The sequence below is a fragment of the Arthrobacter sp. MMS24-T111 genome (genome assembly GCF_054888995.1).
This window is the reverse complement of sequence record NZ_JBTZRO010000001.1, coordinates 2,665,181-2,682,160: the sequence shown is the minus strand read 5'-3', so window position 1 is coordinate 2,682,160 and position 16,980 is coordinate 2,665,181. Positions and strand designations below refer to the sequence as shown.

13 protein-coding genes and 2 pseudogenes are annotated in these 16,980 nt (G+C 66.9%); 6 read left to right on the top strand and 9 right to left on the bottom strand.

Annotation, left to right across the window (positions count from 1 at the left end; genetic code table 11):
• Nucleotides 1–11 precede the first annotated feature (11 nt).
• The 4 genes and pseudogenes from ACX5I6_RS12570 to ACX5I6_RS12555 all read left to right on the top strand — a co-directional run bounded on the left by ACX5I6_RS12570 (nucleotide 12) and on the right by ACX5I6_RS12555 (nucleotide 6,521).
• A pseudogene (locus tag ACX5I6_RS12570) lies at nucleotides 12–1,062 on the top strand (M4 family metallopeptidase).
• A 60-nt stretch (nucleotides 1,063–1,122) separates the two neighbouring features.
• Nucleotides 1,123–1,458, top strand: a complete 336-nt coding sequence (locus ACX5I6_RS12565; protein WP_461840687.1) for a protealysin inhibitor emfourin — start codon at nucleotides 1,123–1,125, stop codon at nucleotides 1,456–1,458.
• 64 nt (nucleotides 1,459–1,522) lie between these two features.
• Complete coding sequence (hrpA, locus tag ACX5I6_RS12560) at nucleotides 1,523–5,509, top strand: ATP-dependent RNA helicase HrpA (protein ID WP_461840686.1); 3,987 nt, start codon at nucleotides 1,523–1,525, stop codon at nucleotides 5,507–5,509.
• Between the two features lie 28 nt (nucleotides 5,510–5,537).
• The gene (locus ACX5I6_RS12555) at nucleotides 5,538–6,521 is read left to right on the top strand and encodes a beta-ketoacyl-ACP synthase III (protein WP_461840685.1); all 984 of its coding nucleotides are present in this window, start codon (nucleotides 5,538–5,540) and stop codon (nucleotides 6,519–6,521) included.
• Nucleotides 6,522–6,523: 2 nt separating this feature from the next.
• Here the strand turns inward: ACX5I6_RS12555 and ACX5I6_RS12550 are convergent, their stop codons facing one another.
• The 3 genes from ACX5I6_RS12550 to ACX5I6_RS12540 are packed head-to-tail and all read right to left on the bottom strand — an operon-like array spanning nucleotide 6,524 to nucleotide 8,996.
• The gene (locus ACX5I6_RS12550) at nucleotides 6,524–6,952 is read right to left on the bottom strand and encodes an HIT family protein (protein WP_461840684.1); all 429 of its coding nucleotides are present in this window, start codon (nucleotides 6,950–6,952) and stop codon (nucleotides 6,524–6,526) included.
• Nucleotides 6,949–8,106: an NAD(P)-dependent alcohol dehydrogenase gene (locus ACX5I6_RS12545; protein WP_461840683.1), complete on the bottom strand. Its 1,158-nt coding sequence runs from the start codon at nucleotides 8,104–8,106 to the stop codon at nucleotides 6,949–6,951. The genes ACX5I6_RS12550 and ACX5I6_RS12545 overlap by 4 nt, the downstream gene beginning before the upstream one ends.
• Nucleotides 8,103–8,996 carry a sulfurtransferase gene (locus ACX5I6_RS12540; RefSeq protein ID WP_461840682.1) on the bottom strand — a complete coding sequence of 298 codons (894 nt, stop codon included), beginning with the start codon at nucleotides 8,994–8,996 and terminating at the stop codon, nucleotides 8,103–8,105. Before ACX5I6_RS12540 ends, ACX5I6_RS12545 begins: the two co-directional genes overlap by 4 nt.
• Nucleotides 8,997–9,105: 109 nt before the next feature.
• Here ACX5I6_RS12540 and ACX5I6_RS12535 point away from each other — a divergent pair, with 109 nt between their 5' ends.
• A complete protein-coding gene (locus tag ACX5I6_RS12535; protein ID WP_461840681.1) occupies nucleotides 9,106–10,221 on the top strand; it encodes a PLP-dependent cysteine synthase family protein in 1,116 nt (371 codons plus the stop codon).
• On the opposite strand, the gene ACX5I6_RS12530 is transcribed toward ACX5I6_RS12535, so the two are convergent.
• Nucleotides 10,218–10,874, bottom strand: a complete 657-nt coding sequence (locus tag ACX5I6_RS12530) for an MBL fold metallo-hydrolase (protein WP_461840680.1) — start codon at nucleotides 10,872–10,874, stop codon at nucleotides 10,218–10,220. The two genes, ACX5I6_RS12535 and ACX5I6_RS12530, sit on opposite strands and share 4 nt — an antisense overlap.
• Nucleotides 10,875–10,964: 90 nt before the next feature.
• On the opposite strand from ACX5I6_RS12530, the gene ACX5I6_RS12525 reads away from it, so the two are divergent.
• Nucleotides 10,965–11,426, top strand: a complete 462-nt coding sequence (locus ACX5I6_RS12525; RefSeq protein ID WP_018760151.1) for a Fur family transcriptional regulator — start codon at nucleotides 10,965–10,967, stop codon at nucleotides 11,424–11,426.
• Here the strand turns inward: ACX5I6_RS12525 and ACX5I6_RS12520 are convergent.
• The 5 genes and pseudogenes from ACX5I6_RS12520 to ACX5I6_RS12500 all read right to left on the bottom strand — a co-directional run bounded on the left by ACX5I6_RS12520 (nucleotide 11,404) and on the right by ACX5I6_RS12500 (nucleotide 16,560).
• On the bottom strand, nucleotides 11,404–12,288 hold the full coding sequence (locus ACX5I6_RS12520; protein ID WP_285247535.1) for a metal ABC transporter permease: 885 nt from the start codon (nucleotides 12,286–12,288) through the stop codon (nucleotides 11,404–11,406). The two genes, ACX5I6_RS12525 and ACX5I6_RS12520, sit on opposite strands and share 23 nt — an antisense overlap.
• The gene (locus ACX5I6_RS12515; RefSeq protein WP_285247534.1) at nucleotides 12,288–13,106 is read right to left on the bottom strand and encodes a metal ABC transporter ATP-binding protein; all 819 of its coding nucleotides are present in this window, start codon (nucleotides 13,104–13,106) and stop codon (nucleotides 12,288–12,290) included. The genes ACX5I6_RS12520 and ACX5I6_RS12515 overlap by 1 nt, the downstream gene beginning before the upstream one ends.
• Complete coding sequence (locus ACX5I6_RS12510) at nucleotides 13,103–14,080, bottom strand: metal ABC transporter solute-binding protein, Zn/Mn family (protein ID WP_461840679.1); 978 nt, start codon at nucleotides 14,078–14,080, stop codon at nucleotides 13,103–13,105. The genes ACX5I6_RS12515 and ACX5I6_RS12510 overlap by 4 nt, the downstream gene beginning before the upstream one ends.
• 67 nt (nucleotides 14,081–14,147) lie before the next feature.
• Complete coding sequence (locus ACX5I6_RS12505) at nucleotides 14,148–15,230, bottom strand: hemolysin family protein (protein WP_461840678.1); 1,083 nt, start codon at nucleotides 15,228–15,230, stop codon at nucleotides 14,148–14,150.
• Nucleotides 15,227–16,560 (bottom strand): annotated as a pseudogene (locus ACX5I6_RS12500) (hemolysin family protein). The gene ACX5I6_RS12505 and the pseudogene ACX5I6_RS12500 overlap by 4 nt, the downstream one beginning before the upstream one ends.
• Nucleotides 16,561–16,980: the final 420 nt, after the last annotated feature.

The window sequence follows — 16,980 nt, the reverse complement described above, 5'->3', positions numbered from 1 at the left end:
GGGGGTACGCCATGCATGTTCCGTTCTGTTCCATCGTTCCGCCCTACCTGTTGCGGCGGCTGGCCCGGGCGGCCGCCCCGCAATACTCCGCCGCGGCGAGCGCCGCCAGGAAAGCCCTGGGGCACGTCGAATCGTTCCAGGCTGCACGCGCCCAGGGGTGGCCGCCGTGACGGCCGGTTTGCGCCAGGCACCGCCGGAGCCGGTGGCGCGCAGCATTTACGACGCCGGAGGTACCGAAACACTGCCGGGCACCTTGGTCCGCGCGGAAGGTGCCGCTCCCTCCGGCGACGCCGCAGCGGACGAGGCCTATGACGGGTTGGGTCACACGCACCGCATGTATGCCGAGGCCTTCGGACGGGATTCAGTGGACGGCCGCGGAATGAAGCTCGATGCCACGGTGCATTTTGGCAAGCTTTACGACAATGCCTTTTGGAACGGCAGCCAGATGGTCTTCGGTGACGGCGACGGCGAGGTCTTCGAACGCTTCACCAGATCCGTCAGTGTCATCGGGCACGAGCTTGCCCACGGCGTCACCCAGTACTCTGCCGGCCTCGCCTACCGGAACCAGGCGGGCGCCTTGAACGAATCGATGTCCGACGTCTTCGGCGCGCTCGTTGAGCAGTTCGTCAGGAAACAGCCGGCCGCCGAGGCAAGCTGGCTGATCGGCGAAGGCCTCTTTACGCCCCAGGTGCAGGGGGCAGCACTCCGCTCCATGAAAGCGCCCGAACAGCGTACGACGACGACGTGCTCGGCAAGGATCCACAGCCGGAAACGATGGATTCCTACGTCCGGACCAGCGCGGACAACGGTGGTGTCCACATCAACTCCGGCATCCCCAACCGCGCCTTCTACCTGGTGGCCAGCGCACTCGGAGGCAACGCATGGGAGGCGCCCGGCCGGATCTGGTACGAGACTCTGACCAACGGCTCGCTGCCGGCGGCGGCCACGTTCACCGTCTTTGCCCGTGCCACAGTGCGCGCTGCCGTGGACCTGTTCGGCCCCGGAACCAAGGAACATGACGCCGTCCGCGGCGCGTGGGAAACTGTGAGGGTCAAGGTTTAGCCGCTGTTCCGGCGTGCCGGCCGCCGGCCGCCGGAACGTCCGAAAGCCCAGGGGCCTGCAATGAAGATCAAGGTGGAGCGCAGCGGCGGGCTCGCGGCCGTCACAAGGGTGTGGACCGTCGACGCCCGGACGGACAGTGACCTCAGCCAATGGCAGCCTCTTCTGGAGGCCTGCCCGTGGGATACCGTTCCCAGCACCAGGCGGGCGGCAGCCGCCATCGAGTCGCCGCAGCCGGACCGCTTCATCTACGCCATCACTGCCGGCCGGCGCAGGGCGGCTCTTCCGGAACAGGCCCTCACCGGTCCCTGGCGGATCCTGGTGGACACAGCACGGGCCGCGGCGGAGGAGTCCGGTGCCGGGGCACGGGCTGCGCACAGTCCGGAAGAGCCCGCCTGACCGCCGGGCTTCGGACCGGCCCCTGCCGATCGCTCCCCCACGCAGCAGTAGACTGTCTGCAGCCATGACTTTTCATATTTCCTATCCCGCCGAGCTGCCGGTTTCCGAGCGCCGCGAGGACCTGATGGCAGCGATCGCCGCCAACCAGGTGACCATCATCGCCGGCGAGACCGGCTCCGGAAAAACCACCCAAATCCCCAAGATGTGCCTGGAACTGGGGTTGGGCGAGAAGGGCCTGATCGGGCACACGCAGCCCCGCCGGCTCGCCGCGCGCACCGTGGCCGAGCGCATCGCAGAGGAACTGGGCGTGGAGATCGGCCAGGAAGTCGGCTTCCAAGTGCGGTTCACCGGTGAAGTCAGCAAGGACACCAAGGTCAAGCTGATGACCGACGGCATCCTGCTCGCCGAGATCCAGCGCGACAAGCTGCTGCGCAAGTACAGCACCATCATCATTGATGAGGCCCACGAGCGAAGCCTGAACATCGACTTCATCCTGGGCTACCTCAAGCGGATCCTCCCGCAGCGGCCGGACCTGAAGGTCATCATCACCTCGGCCACCATCGATCCCGAACGGTTTGCCAACCACTTCGGCAGCGCGGACACACCTGCTCCCATCATCGAAGTCTCCGGCCGCACATACCCCGTGGAAGTCCGTTACCGTCCGCTGTCGCAGCCTAAATCCGATGAGGACGACGCCTCGGACGACGAACTTGAGGAAGACCGGGATCCCCTGGATGCCGTTTGCGACGCCGTCGACGAACTCGCGGCGGAGGCTCCCGGGGACATCCTGGTGTTCTTTTCCGGGGAGCGTGAAATCCGTGACGCGGCGGAGGCGCTGCAGCCACGCATCCAGGCCAACCGCAGGCTGGCCAACACCGAGATCCTCCCCCTGTTTGCCCGCCTGAGCCTGCAGGAGCAACACAAAGTGTTCCACCCGGGCAGCAAGCGCCGGATCATCCTGGCCACCAACGTGGCCGAAACATCGCTGACGGTGCCGGGCATCAAGTACGTGGTGGATACGGGTACCGCCCGCATCTCCCGCTATTCGCACCGCACCAAGGTCCAGCGCCTCCCCATCGAGCGTGTCTCGCAAGCGTCAGCCAACCAGCGCTCCGGCCGGTGCGGACGCGTGTCCGACGGCATCGCCATCCGCCTCTACTCCGAGGAAGACTTCGAGTCGCGGCCAAAATTCACGGATCCGGAGATCCTGCGGACCAACCTTGCTGCCGTGATCCTGCAAATGACGGCCATGGGTGTAGCCAAGAGCCCCAAGGACGTTGAGGCCTTCCCGTTCGTCGAGCCCCCGGAGACCAGGGCCATCAACGACGGCGTCACCCTGCTCCGCGAGCTCGGCGCACTGGCTCCGGCCAGGCCGCAGCACGCAGCCGGTACCCCGGAGGCCGGCGCCAAGGGCGGGGCCAGGGGCAGCGGCCTCACCGCCGTCGGGCAAAAACTCGCCCAGCTGCCGGTGGACCCCCGCCTCGGCCGGATGATCGTGGAGGCCGGGAAACGCGGCTGTGTCCGCGAAGTCATGGTCCTGGCCGCCGCCCTCACCATCCAGGACCCGCGGGAGCGGCCCACGGACAAACAGCAGCTGGCAGCGGAAAAGCACAACCGCTTCCGCGATGAGAATTCCGACTTCACCGGATTCCTGAACCTCTGGAACTACCTGCAGGAGAAGCAGCAGGAACTGTCCTCGTCGGCGTTCCGCCGCCTCTGCCGCGCCGAGTTCATCAACTACCTTCGGGTCCGTGAATGGCAGGACCTCTTTGCCCAGCTGCGCCAGCTCGCCCGGCCGCTGGGCATCACCCTGGACAACAAGCGCCTCACGGATCCGGTGGGGAACCATGACGGCATCCACATCAGCCTGCTCTCCGGGCTCCTGAGCCACATCGGAATCCTGGACGAACGCAAACGCGAGTACGCCGGCGCCCGCGGCAGCCGGTTCGCCATTTTCCCGGGCTCAGCACTGTTCAAGAAGTCCCCCACGTTCGTGATGGCGGCGGAGCTGGTGGAGACCAGCCGGCTGTGGGCCAGGGTGGCAGCGAAGTTCGATCCGGTGTGGGCAGAGCAGGTGGCACCGGACCTGGTGAAGCGCAGCTACAGCGAACCGCATTGGTCCACCAAGCAGGGCGCCGTCATGGCGTACGAAAAGGTCACCCTTTACGGCGTGCCCATCATCGCCCAGCGGCGGATCAACTACGGCCGCGTTGACCCGGTGGTGGCCAGGGAGCTGTTCATCCGGCACGCGCTGGTGGAGGGCGACTGGCGCACCCACCACAAGTTCTTCCACCGCAACCGGGCGCTGCTGCATGAGGTTGAGGAACTCGAGGCGCGCATGCGGCGCCGCGACCTGATGGTGGACGATGAAACCCTGTTCGATTTCTATGACGCCCGGATTGGATCCGAGGTGGTGTCCGAGCGCCATTTCGACAAATGGTGGAAGGACGCCCGGCGCGATAACCCGGACCTGCTGGACTACGACAAGTCGCTGCTGCTCAGTGACGACGCCGAGGACCTGGACGAGTCCGCCTATCCGAAGACCTGGCTGCACAAGGGCTTCGAACTCCCGTTGACGTACGAGTTCCATCCGGTGGCTCCGGGCGGGATGCCGGACCCCTCCGACGGCGTCACGGCCGAGGTGCCTGTCCTGTTCCTGAACCAGCTCGACGATGCCCCCTTCCGCTGGCTCATCCCGGGCCAGCGGGTGGAGCTGGTGACTGCCCTGATCAAGTCGCTGCCCAAGCAGGTCCGCAAGAATTTTGTTCCGGCCCCTGACGTTGCCCGCCAGGCGGTGGCGCTCCTCGAAGCGGACTTCGACCCCGCCTCCGATGAGCTGGAGCCGTCGCTGGAGCTGGCACTGCGGCGCCTCCGCGGCGCGGTCATCCCGCCCGGTTCCTGGAACTGGGATTCCGTGCCCGCGCATCTGCGCGTCAGCTTCAAGGTGGTGGACAGCAAGGGAAAGGTCCTCGGCGAGGGCAAGGACCTTGCCGGCTTGCAGGAGCAGCTGGCACCGGCAACGCGGCGTGCCATCGCCGAATCGCTCGGCGCCACTCCCGCATCCACAGCGCCAGGCGGCAAGGGCCCGGCGCAGCGCCGGGGCGGCAAGGCGTCCGACGACGGCCCGGCGGCCCGGCAGCAGGCCCCAGGAGCGCCGGGGCAACACGCCGCGGCCGGGTTCGTGGAGCGGGACGGCCTGACGGAGTGGAGCTTCGGCGCGATCGAGCGCCAGGTCAGCGGCATGGTCAAAGGCCACACCGTCACCGGCTACCCCGCGTTGGTGGACCAGGGCCAGTCTGTTTCCCTCCGCGTCTTCCAAACCCCGGAGGAACAGCTTGAGGCGATGCGCGGCGGCGTCATCAGGCTGCTGGCCCTGCGCGTGCCGGCCCCGGACCGCTACGTCCTGGAGCACCTGAGCAACACGGAGAAGCTCACCTTCAGCCAGAACCCGCACGGTTCGGTCTCCGCCCTGATCGCTGACTGCGCGCTGGCGGCCATCGACAAGCTCACGCCGGTGGACCTCCCCTGGGACCGCGGGGCCTTCGATTCACTCTATGAGGTGGTCCGCGCCGAACTGATCGATACGGTGTTCACGGTGACCGCGGTGGTCGAACGCATCCTGGCGAGCACCCGACGGATTGAAAAACAGCTCAAGGGCACCACCAGCCTGGCCCTGATCAGTGCGTTGAACGACGTCAGGAGCCAGCTGGAACAGCTGGTCTACCCGGGTTTTGTAGCACGCACGGGTTACGCCCAGCTGAGCCAGCTGCCGCGCTATCTGGCCGCGATCGAAAAGCGGCTGGAGCGGCTGCCGGGGAACGTCCAGCGCGATGCTGTCAATATGGCCGTGGTCCAGCGGCTCGAAGACGACTACGACGACGCCGTCTCGGCGCTGCTGCCCGGCCGCCGCGCCGGCCGGGAGTTAACCCAGGTGCGCTGGATGCTCGAGGAGCTTCGGGTGAGCCTGTTCGCCGTCGAGCTGGGAACCGCGTATTCGGTGTCCGAGAAACGCATCCGCACGGTGCTCAACAAGGCACTCGCACCGGCCTGACGGCGCCCGTCCAGAGAAGAGGAACCCAATGAAGATCACGCTTGCCCAGGGTCCTGCCGGGACAGAACTCGCCGGCTTGGGCCACGCCCAGCCGGCGCATGTCATGGACAACCATGAACTCGAAGGCATGATGGACACGAGCGACGAGTGGATCCGGCAGCGTACGGGCATCGTGACCCGGCACATTGCGGCCGAGGGAGAAACGGTGGTGGACCTCGCGGTTCCCGCTGCGCGCATGGCCCTCGCTGATTCCGGCGTCGACGCTTCCGACATCGACCTGGTGGTGGTCGCCACCACCACTGCGGCGGAGCGGTCCCCCAACACCGCGGGCCGCATCGCGGAGGCACTGGGCCTCGTCCGGGACGGCCGCGGCCCGGGGATCATGGACATCAACACCGCGTGCTCCGGCTTCGAATACGCCCTCGGCGTGGCCGACCAGGCCATCCGTACCGGAAGCGCCACGCACGCAATCGTGGTCGGGGCGGAAACCCTTTCCGCGGTCACGGACTGGACGGACCGCGCGACGGCGGTGCTGACCGCCGACGGTGCGGGCGCCGCCGTCGTCCGTCCGTCCGCCACACCGCGGGTGGGGCCGGTGGTCTGGGGTTCTGAGGCCGGCATGGCGGACGCCGTCAGGATCTCCCCGCCGACGGGCAGGTTCTCGCAGAACGGCAGGGAGGTCCTCCGGTGGGCCCTGACCAGGGCCCCGGAGCGCGCCCGCGAAGTGGTGGCCCGCGCCGGCCTGGCCATGGACGACATCCAGGTCCTGGCAGCACACCAGGCCAACCTGCGCATCATCGAACCGCTCGCGGACGCCCTCGGCCTGACGGACCGGATCGTCATCACCGACGTCACCGAGTCCGGGAACACCTCCGCGGCCAGTGTGCCCCTCGGGTTGAGCAAATGGTGGCATGCCGGGCGGATTCCGGAGGATGTCCCCGCGTTGCTGTTCGGGTTCGGCGGCGGCTTCACCTATGCGGGCATGGTCGCGATGACGCCGCGCCGGGGCTGAACCTATCCTTCGGGTACGAACTCCCCGTAGCCGGCCGCCCGGAGGCCTTTACGGAGTTTTTCCGCGTTGGCGTCCAGGACAGCGGGGTCCGGGTTCTGGTCTGCCGAACCGAAGTCGAAGTCGGCCATGCTCCGGGACGGCCATACGTGGACGTGCAGGTGGTTGACCTCGTACCCGGCCACGATCAGGCCGGCCCGCCGGGCGTTGAAAATGTCCACTTGCACGGCCCCGATGCGCCGGGCAACCTCCATGACGCGGGCCAGGGTCTCCGGGGATGCGTCCGTCCAGCGGTCCACCTCCTCGGTGGGAACCACCAGCGTGTGGCCATCGGCGAGCGGTCCGGTCGTGAGGAATGCGGACACGTCGGCTTCACGCCAAACGAACCTGCCGGGGATCTCACCGTTCAGGATCCGGGTGAAAAGGGTGCTCATGCGTCTGCCTCCTCGGCGGCTGGCTGCAACGTGCCGGTATCCAGCACGAACCGGTATTTTACGTCTCCCGCAACCATTCGGTCGTAGGCGTCATTGAGTTCTCCGGCGGCCACCAGTTCGATGTCGGCCACCACGCCGTGCTCGGCGCAGAAGTCCAGCATCTGCTGAGTTTCGGCGATGCCGCCGATCAGCGATCCGGCGTAGGCTATCCGGCGCCGGATCAGTGAGCCCGGGTTGACCGGGGGCATGGCCTCGGACGGCAGGCCCAGCTGGAACAGCGCCCCGTCGACCCGCAGGGTCCGGAAGTACGGGTTCAGGTCGTGCGGGGCGGCAACGGTATCGATAATGAGGTCGATGCTCCGGTCGGCACCGGCCATTGCGGCGTCGTCCCGGGACAGGACAACCCGGTCCGCACCCAGTTCCAGGGCGGCAGCGGTCTTCGCCTCGGACGTGGTGAACACCACCACGGTGGCGCCCATGGCCTTGGTGAGCTTAACGGCCATGTGGCCCAGTCCGCCGAGGCCCACCACGCCCACGACGTCGCCTTCCGCCACACCGAAGTGCCGCAGCGGGGAAAAGGTGGTGACGCCTGCGCAGAGCAGTGGCGCGACGGCGGCGGGGTCCAGGGTTGCGGGGACCCGAAGGACGTACCGACGGTCCACCACGATGAAGGAGGAGTATCCGCCCTGGGTGACGGCGTCGCCGTTCCGCCGGTCCTTGGCGCCGTAGGTTCCGGTCATCCCGTTTTCGCAGTACTGTTCCAGCCCATCCAGGCAGCTCTCGCATTCGCGACAGGAGTCCACCATGCAGCCCACGCCCACGCGGTCGCCGATGGCGAAGTCGGTGACACTGGCACCAATCCGGCTGACCGTTCCCACGATCTCGTGCCCGGGAACCAGCGGGTAGGCCTGCGTGCCCCACTCTCCGCGGGTGGCGTGCACATCCGAATGGCAGAGCCCGCAGAATTCAATGGCGATCTCGACGTCGTCCGGTTTGGGAGTGCGCCGGGCCACGGTCAGGGGCACGAGCCCGCTGTCCCCGGAGGTTGCGCCGAAGGCGGCGGCCAGCCGTCCGCCGTCCTCCGCCGGCACCGGGCCGGCGGCGGTCGCAATGGGTTGGGCGAGGGGTGGCGGCACGGGGCGTCCAGGTGTCATGGTTCGACGCTACCCTTGCCGTCGGCGAAGTTTCCAGCCGGGGCGCCGGGGCCTCCCGGTTCCGCGCCGGTCGCCACCGGAAGGCCGGGGCGGTTGGACCATTCCGAGAACGACCCCGGATAGAGCGCAGCCGTGAAGCCGGCCAGTTCCAGCGCGGCCACCTGGTGGGCCGCTGTGACGCCGGACCCGCAGTAGACGGCGATGGGCAGGTCACCGCCGGCCCCGAGGGACTCGAACCTCCGGCGCAGCTCTGCCGGTGGCAGGAAGTACCCGGAATCGTCCACGTTGTCCGCCGTGGGCGCGCTGACCGCTCCCGGAATGTGCCCGGCCCGCGGATCAACGGGTTCCACCTCGCCCCGGTACCGCTCCCCCGCCCGCGCATCGAGCAGCAACCCGTGACCTGACCAGGTGGCGGCAGAGCCGGCGTCGAGCACCGGCATCCCGCCGCTGCCCAGCTCAACGTCGCCGCGCATGGGCTGGACAGGGCCGGATTCAAGGGGCAGGCCCGCCTTTCGCCAGGCGCCCAGGCCGCCGTCGAGCAGGTATGCCTCGGCAAACCCTGCGTTGCGCAGCATCCACCAGAGCCTGGCGGCCGCCATGTTGGCGCTGTCATCGTAGGCGACCACGACGTCGCCGTTCCGGATCCCCCACCGCCGCGCCGCCTCCTGGAACTGTCCGGCGCCGGGCAGCGGGTGCCTCCCGCGGTCCGGGATGGCCGGGTCCGCAAGTTCGGTGGCCAGGTCAACGAAGACAGCTCCCGGCAGGTGCTCCCGCAGGTAATGCTCGTGCCCGCGGGGGTCTCCGAGCACCCAGCGGACATCCAGCAGGACTGTGCGGTGGCCGGCGGCCCGCCGCGACTCAAGGCGGGAGACATCCATCAGCGGGTTCATGTGCACTCCTTCTGCGGATCCGGGCCGCGGCTCAGGCTTGGTGTGTGGATCTTGCCAACGGATCCCACTCTAAGCGCGCCGCGGCCGCCCGCGCGGGTAGGCTGGTCCGGTGAAGATCGAGGGCAGTGCAGACGGGGACGGCAGCCGCCGCAGCGGGGCAGACCGGGAATGGGCAGACAACGCCATCCGGACCATCAGGGCGGAAAACAACCGGTCGGCAGACACCCATCTCTACGCGGTGCCGCTGCCGGAGCAGTGGGGCATCCAGCTCTACCTCAAGGACGAATCCACCCACCGTTCCGGCAGCCTCAAGCACCGGCTGGCGCGGTCCCTTTTCTTGTTCGGGCTGGTGAACGGCTGGATCCGCGAGGACACCACCATCGTGGAAGCCTCCAGCGGCAGCACGGCAGTATCCGAGGCCTACTTCGCCCGGTTGCTGGGGCTGCCTTTCATCGCGGTGATGGCCCGTACCACCAGCCAGGAAAAGATCGCGTTGATCGAACAGTTCGGCGGCTCGTGCCTCTTGGTGGAGAACGCCTCGGATGTCTACGCCGTAGCCGAAGACGTGGCGGCCACCTGCAACGGACACTACATGGACCAGTTCACCTATGCGGAGCGGGCCACCGACTGGCGCGGCAATAACAACATTGCCGAGTCGATCTTTGGCCAGCTCAGCCTGGAACAGCATCCGGTGCCGGACTGGATCGTGGTGGGCGCGGGGACCGGCGGGACCAGTGCCACGATCGGCCGCTACCTGCGCTACCACAGCCATCCCACCCGGCTCCTGGTGGTGGACCCTGAAAACTCGGCCTTCTACCCCGGCTGGCTGGCGGACACGGCTGAACAGCCCACCGGCCTGCCGTCACGCATCGAAGGCATTGGCCGGGCGCGGATGGAGCCAAGCTTCGTCCCCACCGTGATCGACCGGATGGTCCAGGTACCGGACGCGGCGTCCGTCGGCGCCATGCGCCACCTGGACTCCTACGCCGGCCTGCACGCCGGACCCTCCACCGGCACCAACCTTTGGGGTGTCTGGCAAACGGTGGCACGGATGCTGTCCGATGGCCGGCAAGGCAGTATTGTGTCGTTGATGTGCGACGGCGGCGAGCGCTATGCGGGCAACTACTACAACCCGGAGTGGCTGGCGTCGCAGGGTCTGGATCCGGCGCCCTACGAGGCCGTGATCTCACGCTTCCTCGACACCGGCGAGTGGACTGCGGACTAGACCTCCACGGACTCGCGGGCAGCCAGGTGCCTGTATTCGGTGCCGTACTTCGCACCGATCCGCTGCACATGGCCCTCAATGATGCCCAGCCCGATCTCATTGAGCAGGCCGTCGTGGATCTGGAACGCCTGCGGTGCCCGCACTCCGATAACAAAGTCCACCACCTCGGCGGACTTGCTCCACGGTGCGTGCAGCGGCACCAGCAGGGTCTTCACGCTGAGGCCGTCCGGGATGATGAATGAATCTCCCGGGTGGTAGACGTTACGGTCCACCAGGTAGCCAATGTTCGCCACCATCGGGATCTGGGGGTGGATCAGGGCATGCTGTCCCCCGAAGCTGCGGATCTCGAAGCCTGCAACCTGGAATGAGGACCCAGGGTCCACCGTGTGGATCCTCCCGGCGGCGCCGGCAGCTTCCCCGCGCAGCTGTGCGGCCACGGACCCGGGCGCATACAGCGCCAGGTCCCGGTTGCCGGTGAGGGCCCCCACCACGGCCTTGGTGTCCAGGTGGTCCTGGTGCTCATGGGTCACCAGGATGGCGTCGGCCCCGGCAAGGGCTTCGGCTGACTCGGAGAAGGTACCCGGGTCAAGGACCAAAACCCCGGATTCCTTCTCGAGCCGGACACAGGCGTGGGTGTATTTGGTCAGCTTCATGGCGCCAGCCTAGGGCGCGTTCCTGAACCGTGTCCACGAGGCGCCGGCTGGTAATCTTGGTGTTTGCCCCCCACGGAAGCGAGTTTGTCCATGCCGATCGGCGTCAAGGCTGATTCCGCCGCCCCATCCCCGGCAGGAGGCGGCAAGGAACAGCGCGTTACCAAGCAGCGCAAGGCCGTCAGTGCGGCCTTGGACGACCTTGACGACTTCGTCAGCACGCAGGAGCTCTACCGGATCCTGCACAACCAGGGCGTGTCCGTATCACTCGCCACGGCCTACCGGATCCTCCAGTCCCTTGCGGATGAGGGCTTGGTGGATGTGCTGCGCAATGGCGACGGCGAAGCCGTGTACCGGCGCTGCAACGTGACCGTGCACCACCATCACCTGCTGTGCAGGAACTGCGGCAAGGCTGTGGAGGTGGAGGCTCCCGCCGTCGAAACCTGGGCGGCGCGGACAGCGGCCGAACACGGTTTCACCGAGGTGGACCACACGGTGGAGATCTTCGGGCTGTGCCCGGACTGCACTGCCCTTAAGGCTGCCGGGCAGCTGTAAGGACCCTGCCATTGATTCCGCGGGCCGCCCGCACGGAACCGATGATGCGGCACACCACGTAGATCAGGAATGACAACGTGGTGACGTAGGGGCTGATCGGGATCCGGCCGCCCAGGGCCAGCAGGATTCCGCCCACCGTCGCCGTGACGGCGAAAAGGACACTCAGGATGACCACCCATACCGGCGATGAGGTGACCCGCAGTGCAGCAGCCGCGGGGGTGATCAGCAGTGCGAGCACCAGCAGGGCCCCCACCACCTGGATGGACAGCGCCACACTGACGCCCAGCAGGATCATGAAAACGATGGCCAGGCTGCGCACGGGAACTCCCCGCGCCTCCGCAAGTTCCGGATCGATGCTGGCAAAGTTCAGCGGCCGCCAGATGGCCAGCAGTACGAGCATTACCACGAGGGCCGCCCCGGCCAGCGCCTGGAGCTGGACGGTGTCCACCGAGACGATCTGCCCGGTGAGCAGCCCGAACTTGTTCGCTGCGCGGCCTTGGTAGAGGGACAGGAACAGGATTCCCAAGCCCAGCCCGAACGGCATGATCACGCCGATGATCGAGTTCTTGTCCCTGGCCCGGACGCCCATCAGGCCCAGCAACAGTGCTGCCGCCACGGATCCGATCAGCGAGCCGAAGACCACGTCCGCGCCGATGAGCAGGGCAAAGGCCGCACCCGCGAAGGAGAGCTCGGAAATGCCGTGGACCGCGAAGGCAAGGTCGCGCTTCATGACAAAGGTCCCCACCAGTCCTCCGAGGAGTCCGAGGACGGCGCCGGCCCAGATCGAATTCTGGACCAGGACGAGCAGCTCGCCGTAGTTGTCGAAGTTGAAGATGGCCCCCAGGATGCTGTTGGCGTCCATCACGCCACCTCCCCGGCCAGGGCGTCCGCCCCGGCATGATGATGGTGCGTGGTGGCATCCGGCAGGCCGACCACGACGATCCTGCCGTTGGCGTGGATCACCTCAACGTGGCTGCCATACAGGTCAGAGAGCACTTCCGTGGTCATGACCTCTTCCGGCGTTCCCACCCGGAAACGTCCGCCGGCCAAGTACAACACCCGGTCCACGTAATCGATAATGGGGTTGATCTCATGGGTGACGAAGACGACCGCGCTGTTCTTCTCGTGGCTTTGCTTGTTGATGAGCGCACTGACCGCCTGCTGATGGTGCAGGTCCAAGGACAGCAGCGGCTCGTCGCAGAGCAAAACCTGGGGATCAGTGGCCAGCGCCTGGGCCACCCGGAGGCGCTGCTGCTCGCCGCCGGAGAGCTGGCCCACCGGCACCTTGGCGTAGTCGGTTGCCCCTACCAGTTCCAGGAGCTGGTCCACCCGCCGGTTTGTTTTCGCCGCGGACAGCCGGACGCCCCAGCGGTGGCCGTCCACCCCCAGTCCCACCAGGTCGCGGGCGCGCATGGGAGTGTCCACCGGGAATGATTTTTGCTGCGGAATGTAGCCGATCAGGCTGCTGCCGCGTTCCACGGGACGGCCACCCAGCGTGGCTTGGCCCGCGTGCAGCTTTTGCAGGCCCAGGAGGACCTTCAGGAAGCTGGTCTTGCCGCTGCCGTTCGGGCCCAGCACGGCGAAGAACTCGCCCGGCCGGATGTCCAGGTCAAGGTCGGACCAGAGCGTCCGCTGGCCGAACGCAAGCCCGGCGCCCTTGAGGCTGACAACGGAATTCACCGGTTGGCCTCCACGACATTGCTGATGTTGTTCACGTTGTCCGTCATCCACTGCAGGTAGGTCTTGCCTTCGGGCAGGGTCTCGTTGAAATCCACCACCGGAACGCCGGCAGCCTCCGCCGCCTTCTTCAGCGCCTCGGTCTGGGGCCCTTCGGTCTGGGCGTTGTAAGCCAGCAGCCGGACGCTCTTGGACGCCACCAGGTCAGTGGCTTCCTTCAGGACGGCAGGCGGAACATCGCTTCCCTCTTCAATCGCAGCAGTGTATTGCTCCGGCGTGGCGTTCTCCAAGCCCGCGTCCTCCAGCAGGTACAGCGGAACGGGCTCCGTGACGGCCACCTTGCCGCCTGCCGCGGAAGCCTTCACGGCGTCCAGCCGGTTGTGCAGGGCCGACAACCCGGATTTGAACGAGGCTGCGTTGGCCGTGAACGTGGCGGCGGAGGCCGGGTCCAGCGTGCCGAGCTTGCCGGCGATGCTGTCGGCCATCCGCTCCATGGCCGCCAGGCTGTACCAGACGTGTTCGTTGAAATCGCCGTGGTCATGCGTGTCGGCGGCGGCAGTTGCGGACGCCGTGGCATGGGCCGTGGCGTCCTCCGGGTGGGCGAGGCCCGAGACCTCGACGGCGTTGAGGACGGCCGCGCTGTCCAGCTTGCTCCCCTCCACCAAAGTGTGGAGGAAGTCGTCATAGCCGCCGCCGTTTTCGATGACCAACTGGGCTTTTGAAACGGCGAGCCGGTCCTGCGCGGTTGCCTCATAGGAGTGCGGATCCTGCGCCGTGTTGTTGATGATGGCGGTGACCTTCACCTTGTCGCCACCGATCGCCCTGGCGATGTCCCCGTAGACGTTCGTCGACGCTACGACATTGACGCCCGCCCCGGGGTCGGGCGTCGATGCGGACTGCGTGCTGCATGCACTCAGCAGGAGGCCAAGCCCTGCGAGGGCGGCAACGAAGGAGCTGGCAGCGGCATTACGGCGCACGGGAGATACCTCAGTTCACAGGAGGGGACGTCAACAGTGCCAGCCTATACCTAAATGCGAATGATTCCTATTTAGCCTTCTGGTTTCCATTGGGCTGGCCCAGCCGGCGTATCCCGGTTGCCTGTGTGGCATCCCTGATTTCACCGACGAGCTGTTCGATCACGTCTTCGAGGAACAACACCCCGCGCGTCCTGCCATCCGGGCCGATTACCCGGGCAAGGTGGGAGCCCGTGCGCTGCATGACGGACATGGCCTTTTCAATCTCGTCATCCAAGGCAAGGTTGGCCAGCGACCGGACACGGCCCTCGGCGATCGGCAGCTCATAGCCGGACTCCGGGATGGACAACACATCCTTGACGTGGAGGTAGCCGTACAGCATGTCCTCGTCATCCAGCATGGGGAACCGGGAGAACCCGGTCCTGCTGACCGCCTTCTCGAACTCCACGGGGGTGGTGGCCGCACCAAGCATGACCAGGTTCTCCAGCGGCACCATGATGTCCTCGGCGGTGTGCTCGGAAAACTCGAGGGCGCCGTTGATAAGCCCGGCGTCGTCGTCCACCAGGCCGTGGCGGGTGGACTCCTGGACGATCGACTGGACTTCCTCGAGCGTGAACGAGGAAGTTACCTCGTCCTTGGGCTCGATCCGCAGGAGTTTGAGGATGTGGTTGGCCGACCAGTTGAGGACTGAAATCACCGGGTGGACCAGCCGGGCTGCGAAGAGCAGCGGCGGCGCCAGCAGCAGCGCGGCTTTGTCCGCCACGGAGACGGAAATGTTCTTCGGCACCATCTCGCCGAAGGTGACATGGAGGAAGGTCACCAGCAGCAGGGCCACCGCGAAGGCAGCCAGGCCCGCAGCCTCGGCCGGCAGGCCCACCGTCTCGATGGGAACAGCCAGCAGGTGGTGGATGGCGGGTTCGGCCACCAGCAGGATCAGCAGGGAGCAGACAGTGATGCCCAACTGCGCGCACGCCAGCATCAAAGAGACGTTCTCCATGGCCCGCAGGGTGGTCTGGGCCCGCTTGGACCCGGCGTCGGCCAATGGTTCGATCTGGCTGCGGCGCGCCGACATGATGGCGAACTCCGCTGCCACGAAGAAGGCGTTGCCAAGCAGGAGGACGCCCAGCCACAGGATTCCGGCCCAGTCGCTCATGCGTTGCTCCCGTCACTGGCGTCCGGCGTACCGGCTTCCTTGTCGGGCCGGAAGCAGATGCGGTCGATCCTGCGGCCGTCCATCCTGGTCACGCTGAGTGTTCCGCCGCCGACAGGAACTGCGTCTCCCACGGCAGCGATCCTGCCCAGCTTGCTCATCACGTATCCACCCACGGTCTCGTACGCAGCCTCATCGGGCACGCTGAGACCCGGAATCTGTTCGGACAGCTCGTCCGGACGCAGGAGGCCCGGAAAGTACCAGTCGCCGGAGGCGCTTTGCAGCAGCCCGGGCCGGACCTTGTCATGCTCGTCCGCCACTTCGCCGACGATCTCCTCCACGAGGTCCTCCAGCGTGGCGATGCCTGCGGTGCCGCCGTATTCGTCCAGTACCACTGCCAGCTGGAGGTTGCCCTCGCGCAGCTCGGCCAACAGGGCATCGAGGTGGATGGTCTCGGGCACCCGCAGGACCTCGGTCATGATGGCACCCGCCTCGAGGTTCCGCCGGCGTTCCCACGGGACGGCGACGGCCTTCTTGACGTGGACCAGCCCGCGGATGTCATCGGCTGAATCACCGATCACCGGGAACCGGGAGTACCCGGTCCGGCGCGCGGCATCCACGACGTCGGACACCGGCTGGTCGGCGTCGATCGTCTCCACCCGGATGCGTGGCGTCATCACATCCGCGGCTGTCCGGGTGGAAAAGTCCAGGGTGCGCGCAATGAAGTTGGCGGTTCCGGCGTCGAGCGTTCCCATCGCCGCGGAACGGCGGACCAGCGAGGCCAGCTCCGCCGGGGTGCGGGCACCGGAAATTTCCTCTTTGGCTTCCAGGCCGAACACGTTCAGGACCCGGTTGGAGAATCCGTTGAGGACCAGGATGGCGGGCTTGAAGATGGTGGTGAAGACCAGCTGCGGGCCGGCCAGGGCACGGCCCACAGGGAATGCCAGGGCGATCGCCATGTTCTTGGGCACCAGCTCCCCAGGAGCATGGAGAGCAGGGTGGCCACCACCATGGCCAGGACGAGCGAGGCAGATTCCACCACCACGGGGGGCAGTCCGACGGCGGCCAGCGGGCCTTTGAGGATATGGCCCACGGAGGGTTCCATGACGTAACCGGTGAGGAGGGTGGTCAGGGTAATACCCAGCTGGCAGCTAGAGAGCTGGGTGGACAGCGACTTCAGGCAGGTGAGGAGCGGTACCGCGCCGGCGTCGCCGTCGTCGATGGCGCGTTGGACGGTGGGCTGATCCAACGCGATGAGGGAAAACTCGACGGCCACGAAGAAGCCCGTGCCGGCAATCAGCAGCAAACCTGCTGCGAGGAGGAGCCATTCCATTCAGCACGCCGCCCGGTGCGCGGGAAAAGCAGTCAAACCTGGAGCGGGAAAGATGTGTCGTCCCGGCGGAGGATGATCGGCCGAAACCGACGCCTGGTCCGTGCGGGTTGCGGCAAGCTGGGCCGTCTTCTGGTGATGGGCGCGTTGTCGGGGTTTGCCGGCTCTGGGGGCGGACTGCGCGGCGCTTCTCTTCGAGCTCCGCTGACAGCGCCCAGGCCGGCACCTAGATTTACTGTCCATAAGGATTTCAGTCTACAGGAGCGGCCCCGCGCAACGACGCGGCACCGGGCGGTCCCCGGGACCCGGAACCGCGGGCCCATGCATGCCTTTCCCGGTGTTCCGGCGGGGCCTGCTGCGCCATCCGCGGACCCCTTGATGGGGCCGCAGATCGTCACTTCATGATTTGGGTCACCCTTATTG

Bases quoted from the DNA above. Each gene is read 5' to 3' on its own strand.
- ACX5I6_RS12565 (WP_461840687.1), top strand. From the start codon at position 1,123: ATGAAGATCAAGGTGGAGCGCAGCGGCGGGCTCGCGGCCGTCACAAGG.
- hrpA (WP_461840686.1), top strand. From the start codon at position 1,523: ATGACTTTTCATATTTCCTATCCCGCCGAGCTGCCGGTTTCCGAGCGC.
- ACX5I6_RS12555 (WP_461840685.1), top strand. From the start codon at position 5,538: ATGAAGATCACGCTTGCCCAGGGTCCTGCCGGGACAGAACTCGCCGGC.
- ACX5I6_RS12550 (WP_461840684.1), bottom strand. From the start codon at position 6,952: ATGAGCACCCTTTTCACCCGGATCCTGAACGGTGAGATCCCCGGCAGG.
- ACX5I6_RS12545 (WP_461840683.1), bottom strand. From the start codon at position 8,106: ATGACACCTGGACGCCCCGTGCCGCCACCCCTCGCCCAACCCATTGCG.
- ACX5I6_RS12540 (WP_461840682.1), bottom strand. From the start codon at position 8,996: ATGAACCCGCTGATGGATGTCTCCCGCCTTGAGTCGCGGCGGGCCGCC.
- ACX5I6_RS12530 (WP_461840680.1), bottom strand. From the start codon at position 10,874: ATGAAGCTGACCAAATACACCCACGCCTGTGTCCGGCTCGAGAAGGAA.
- ACX5I6_RS12525 (WP_018760151.1), top strand. From the start codon at position 10,965: ATGCCGATCGGCGTCAAGGCTGATTCCGCCGCCCCATCCCCGGCAGGA.
- ACX5I6_RS12520 (WP_285247535.1), bottom strand. From the start codon at position 12,288: ATGGACGCCAACAGCATCCTGGGGGCCATCTTCAACTTCGACAACTAC.
- ACX5I6_RS12505 (WP_461840678.1), bottom strand. From the start codon at position 15,230: ATGAGCGACTGGGCCGGAATCCTGTGGCTGGGCGTCCTCCTGCTTGGC.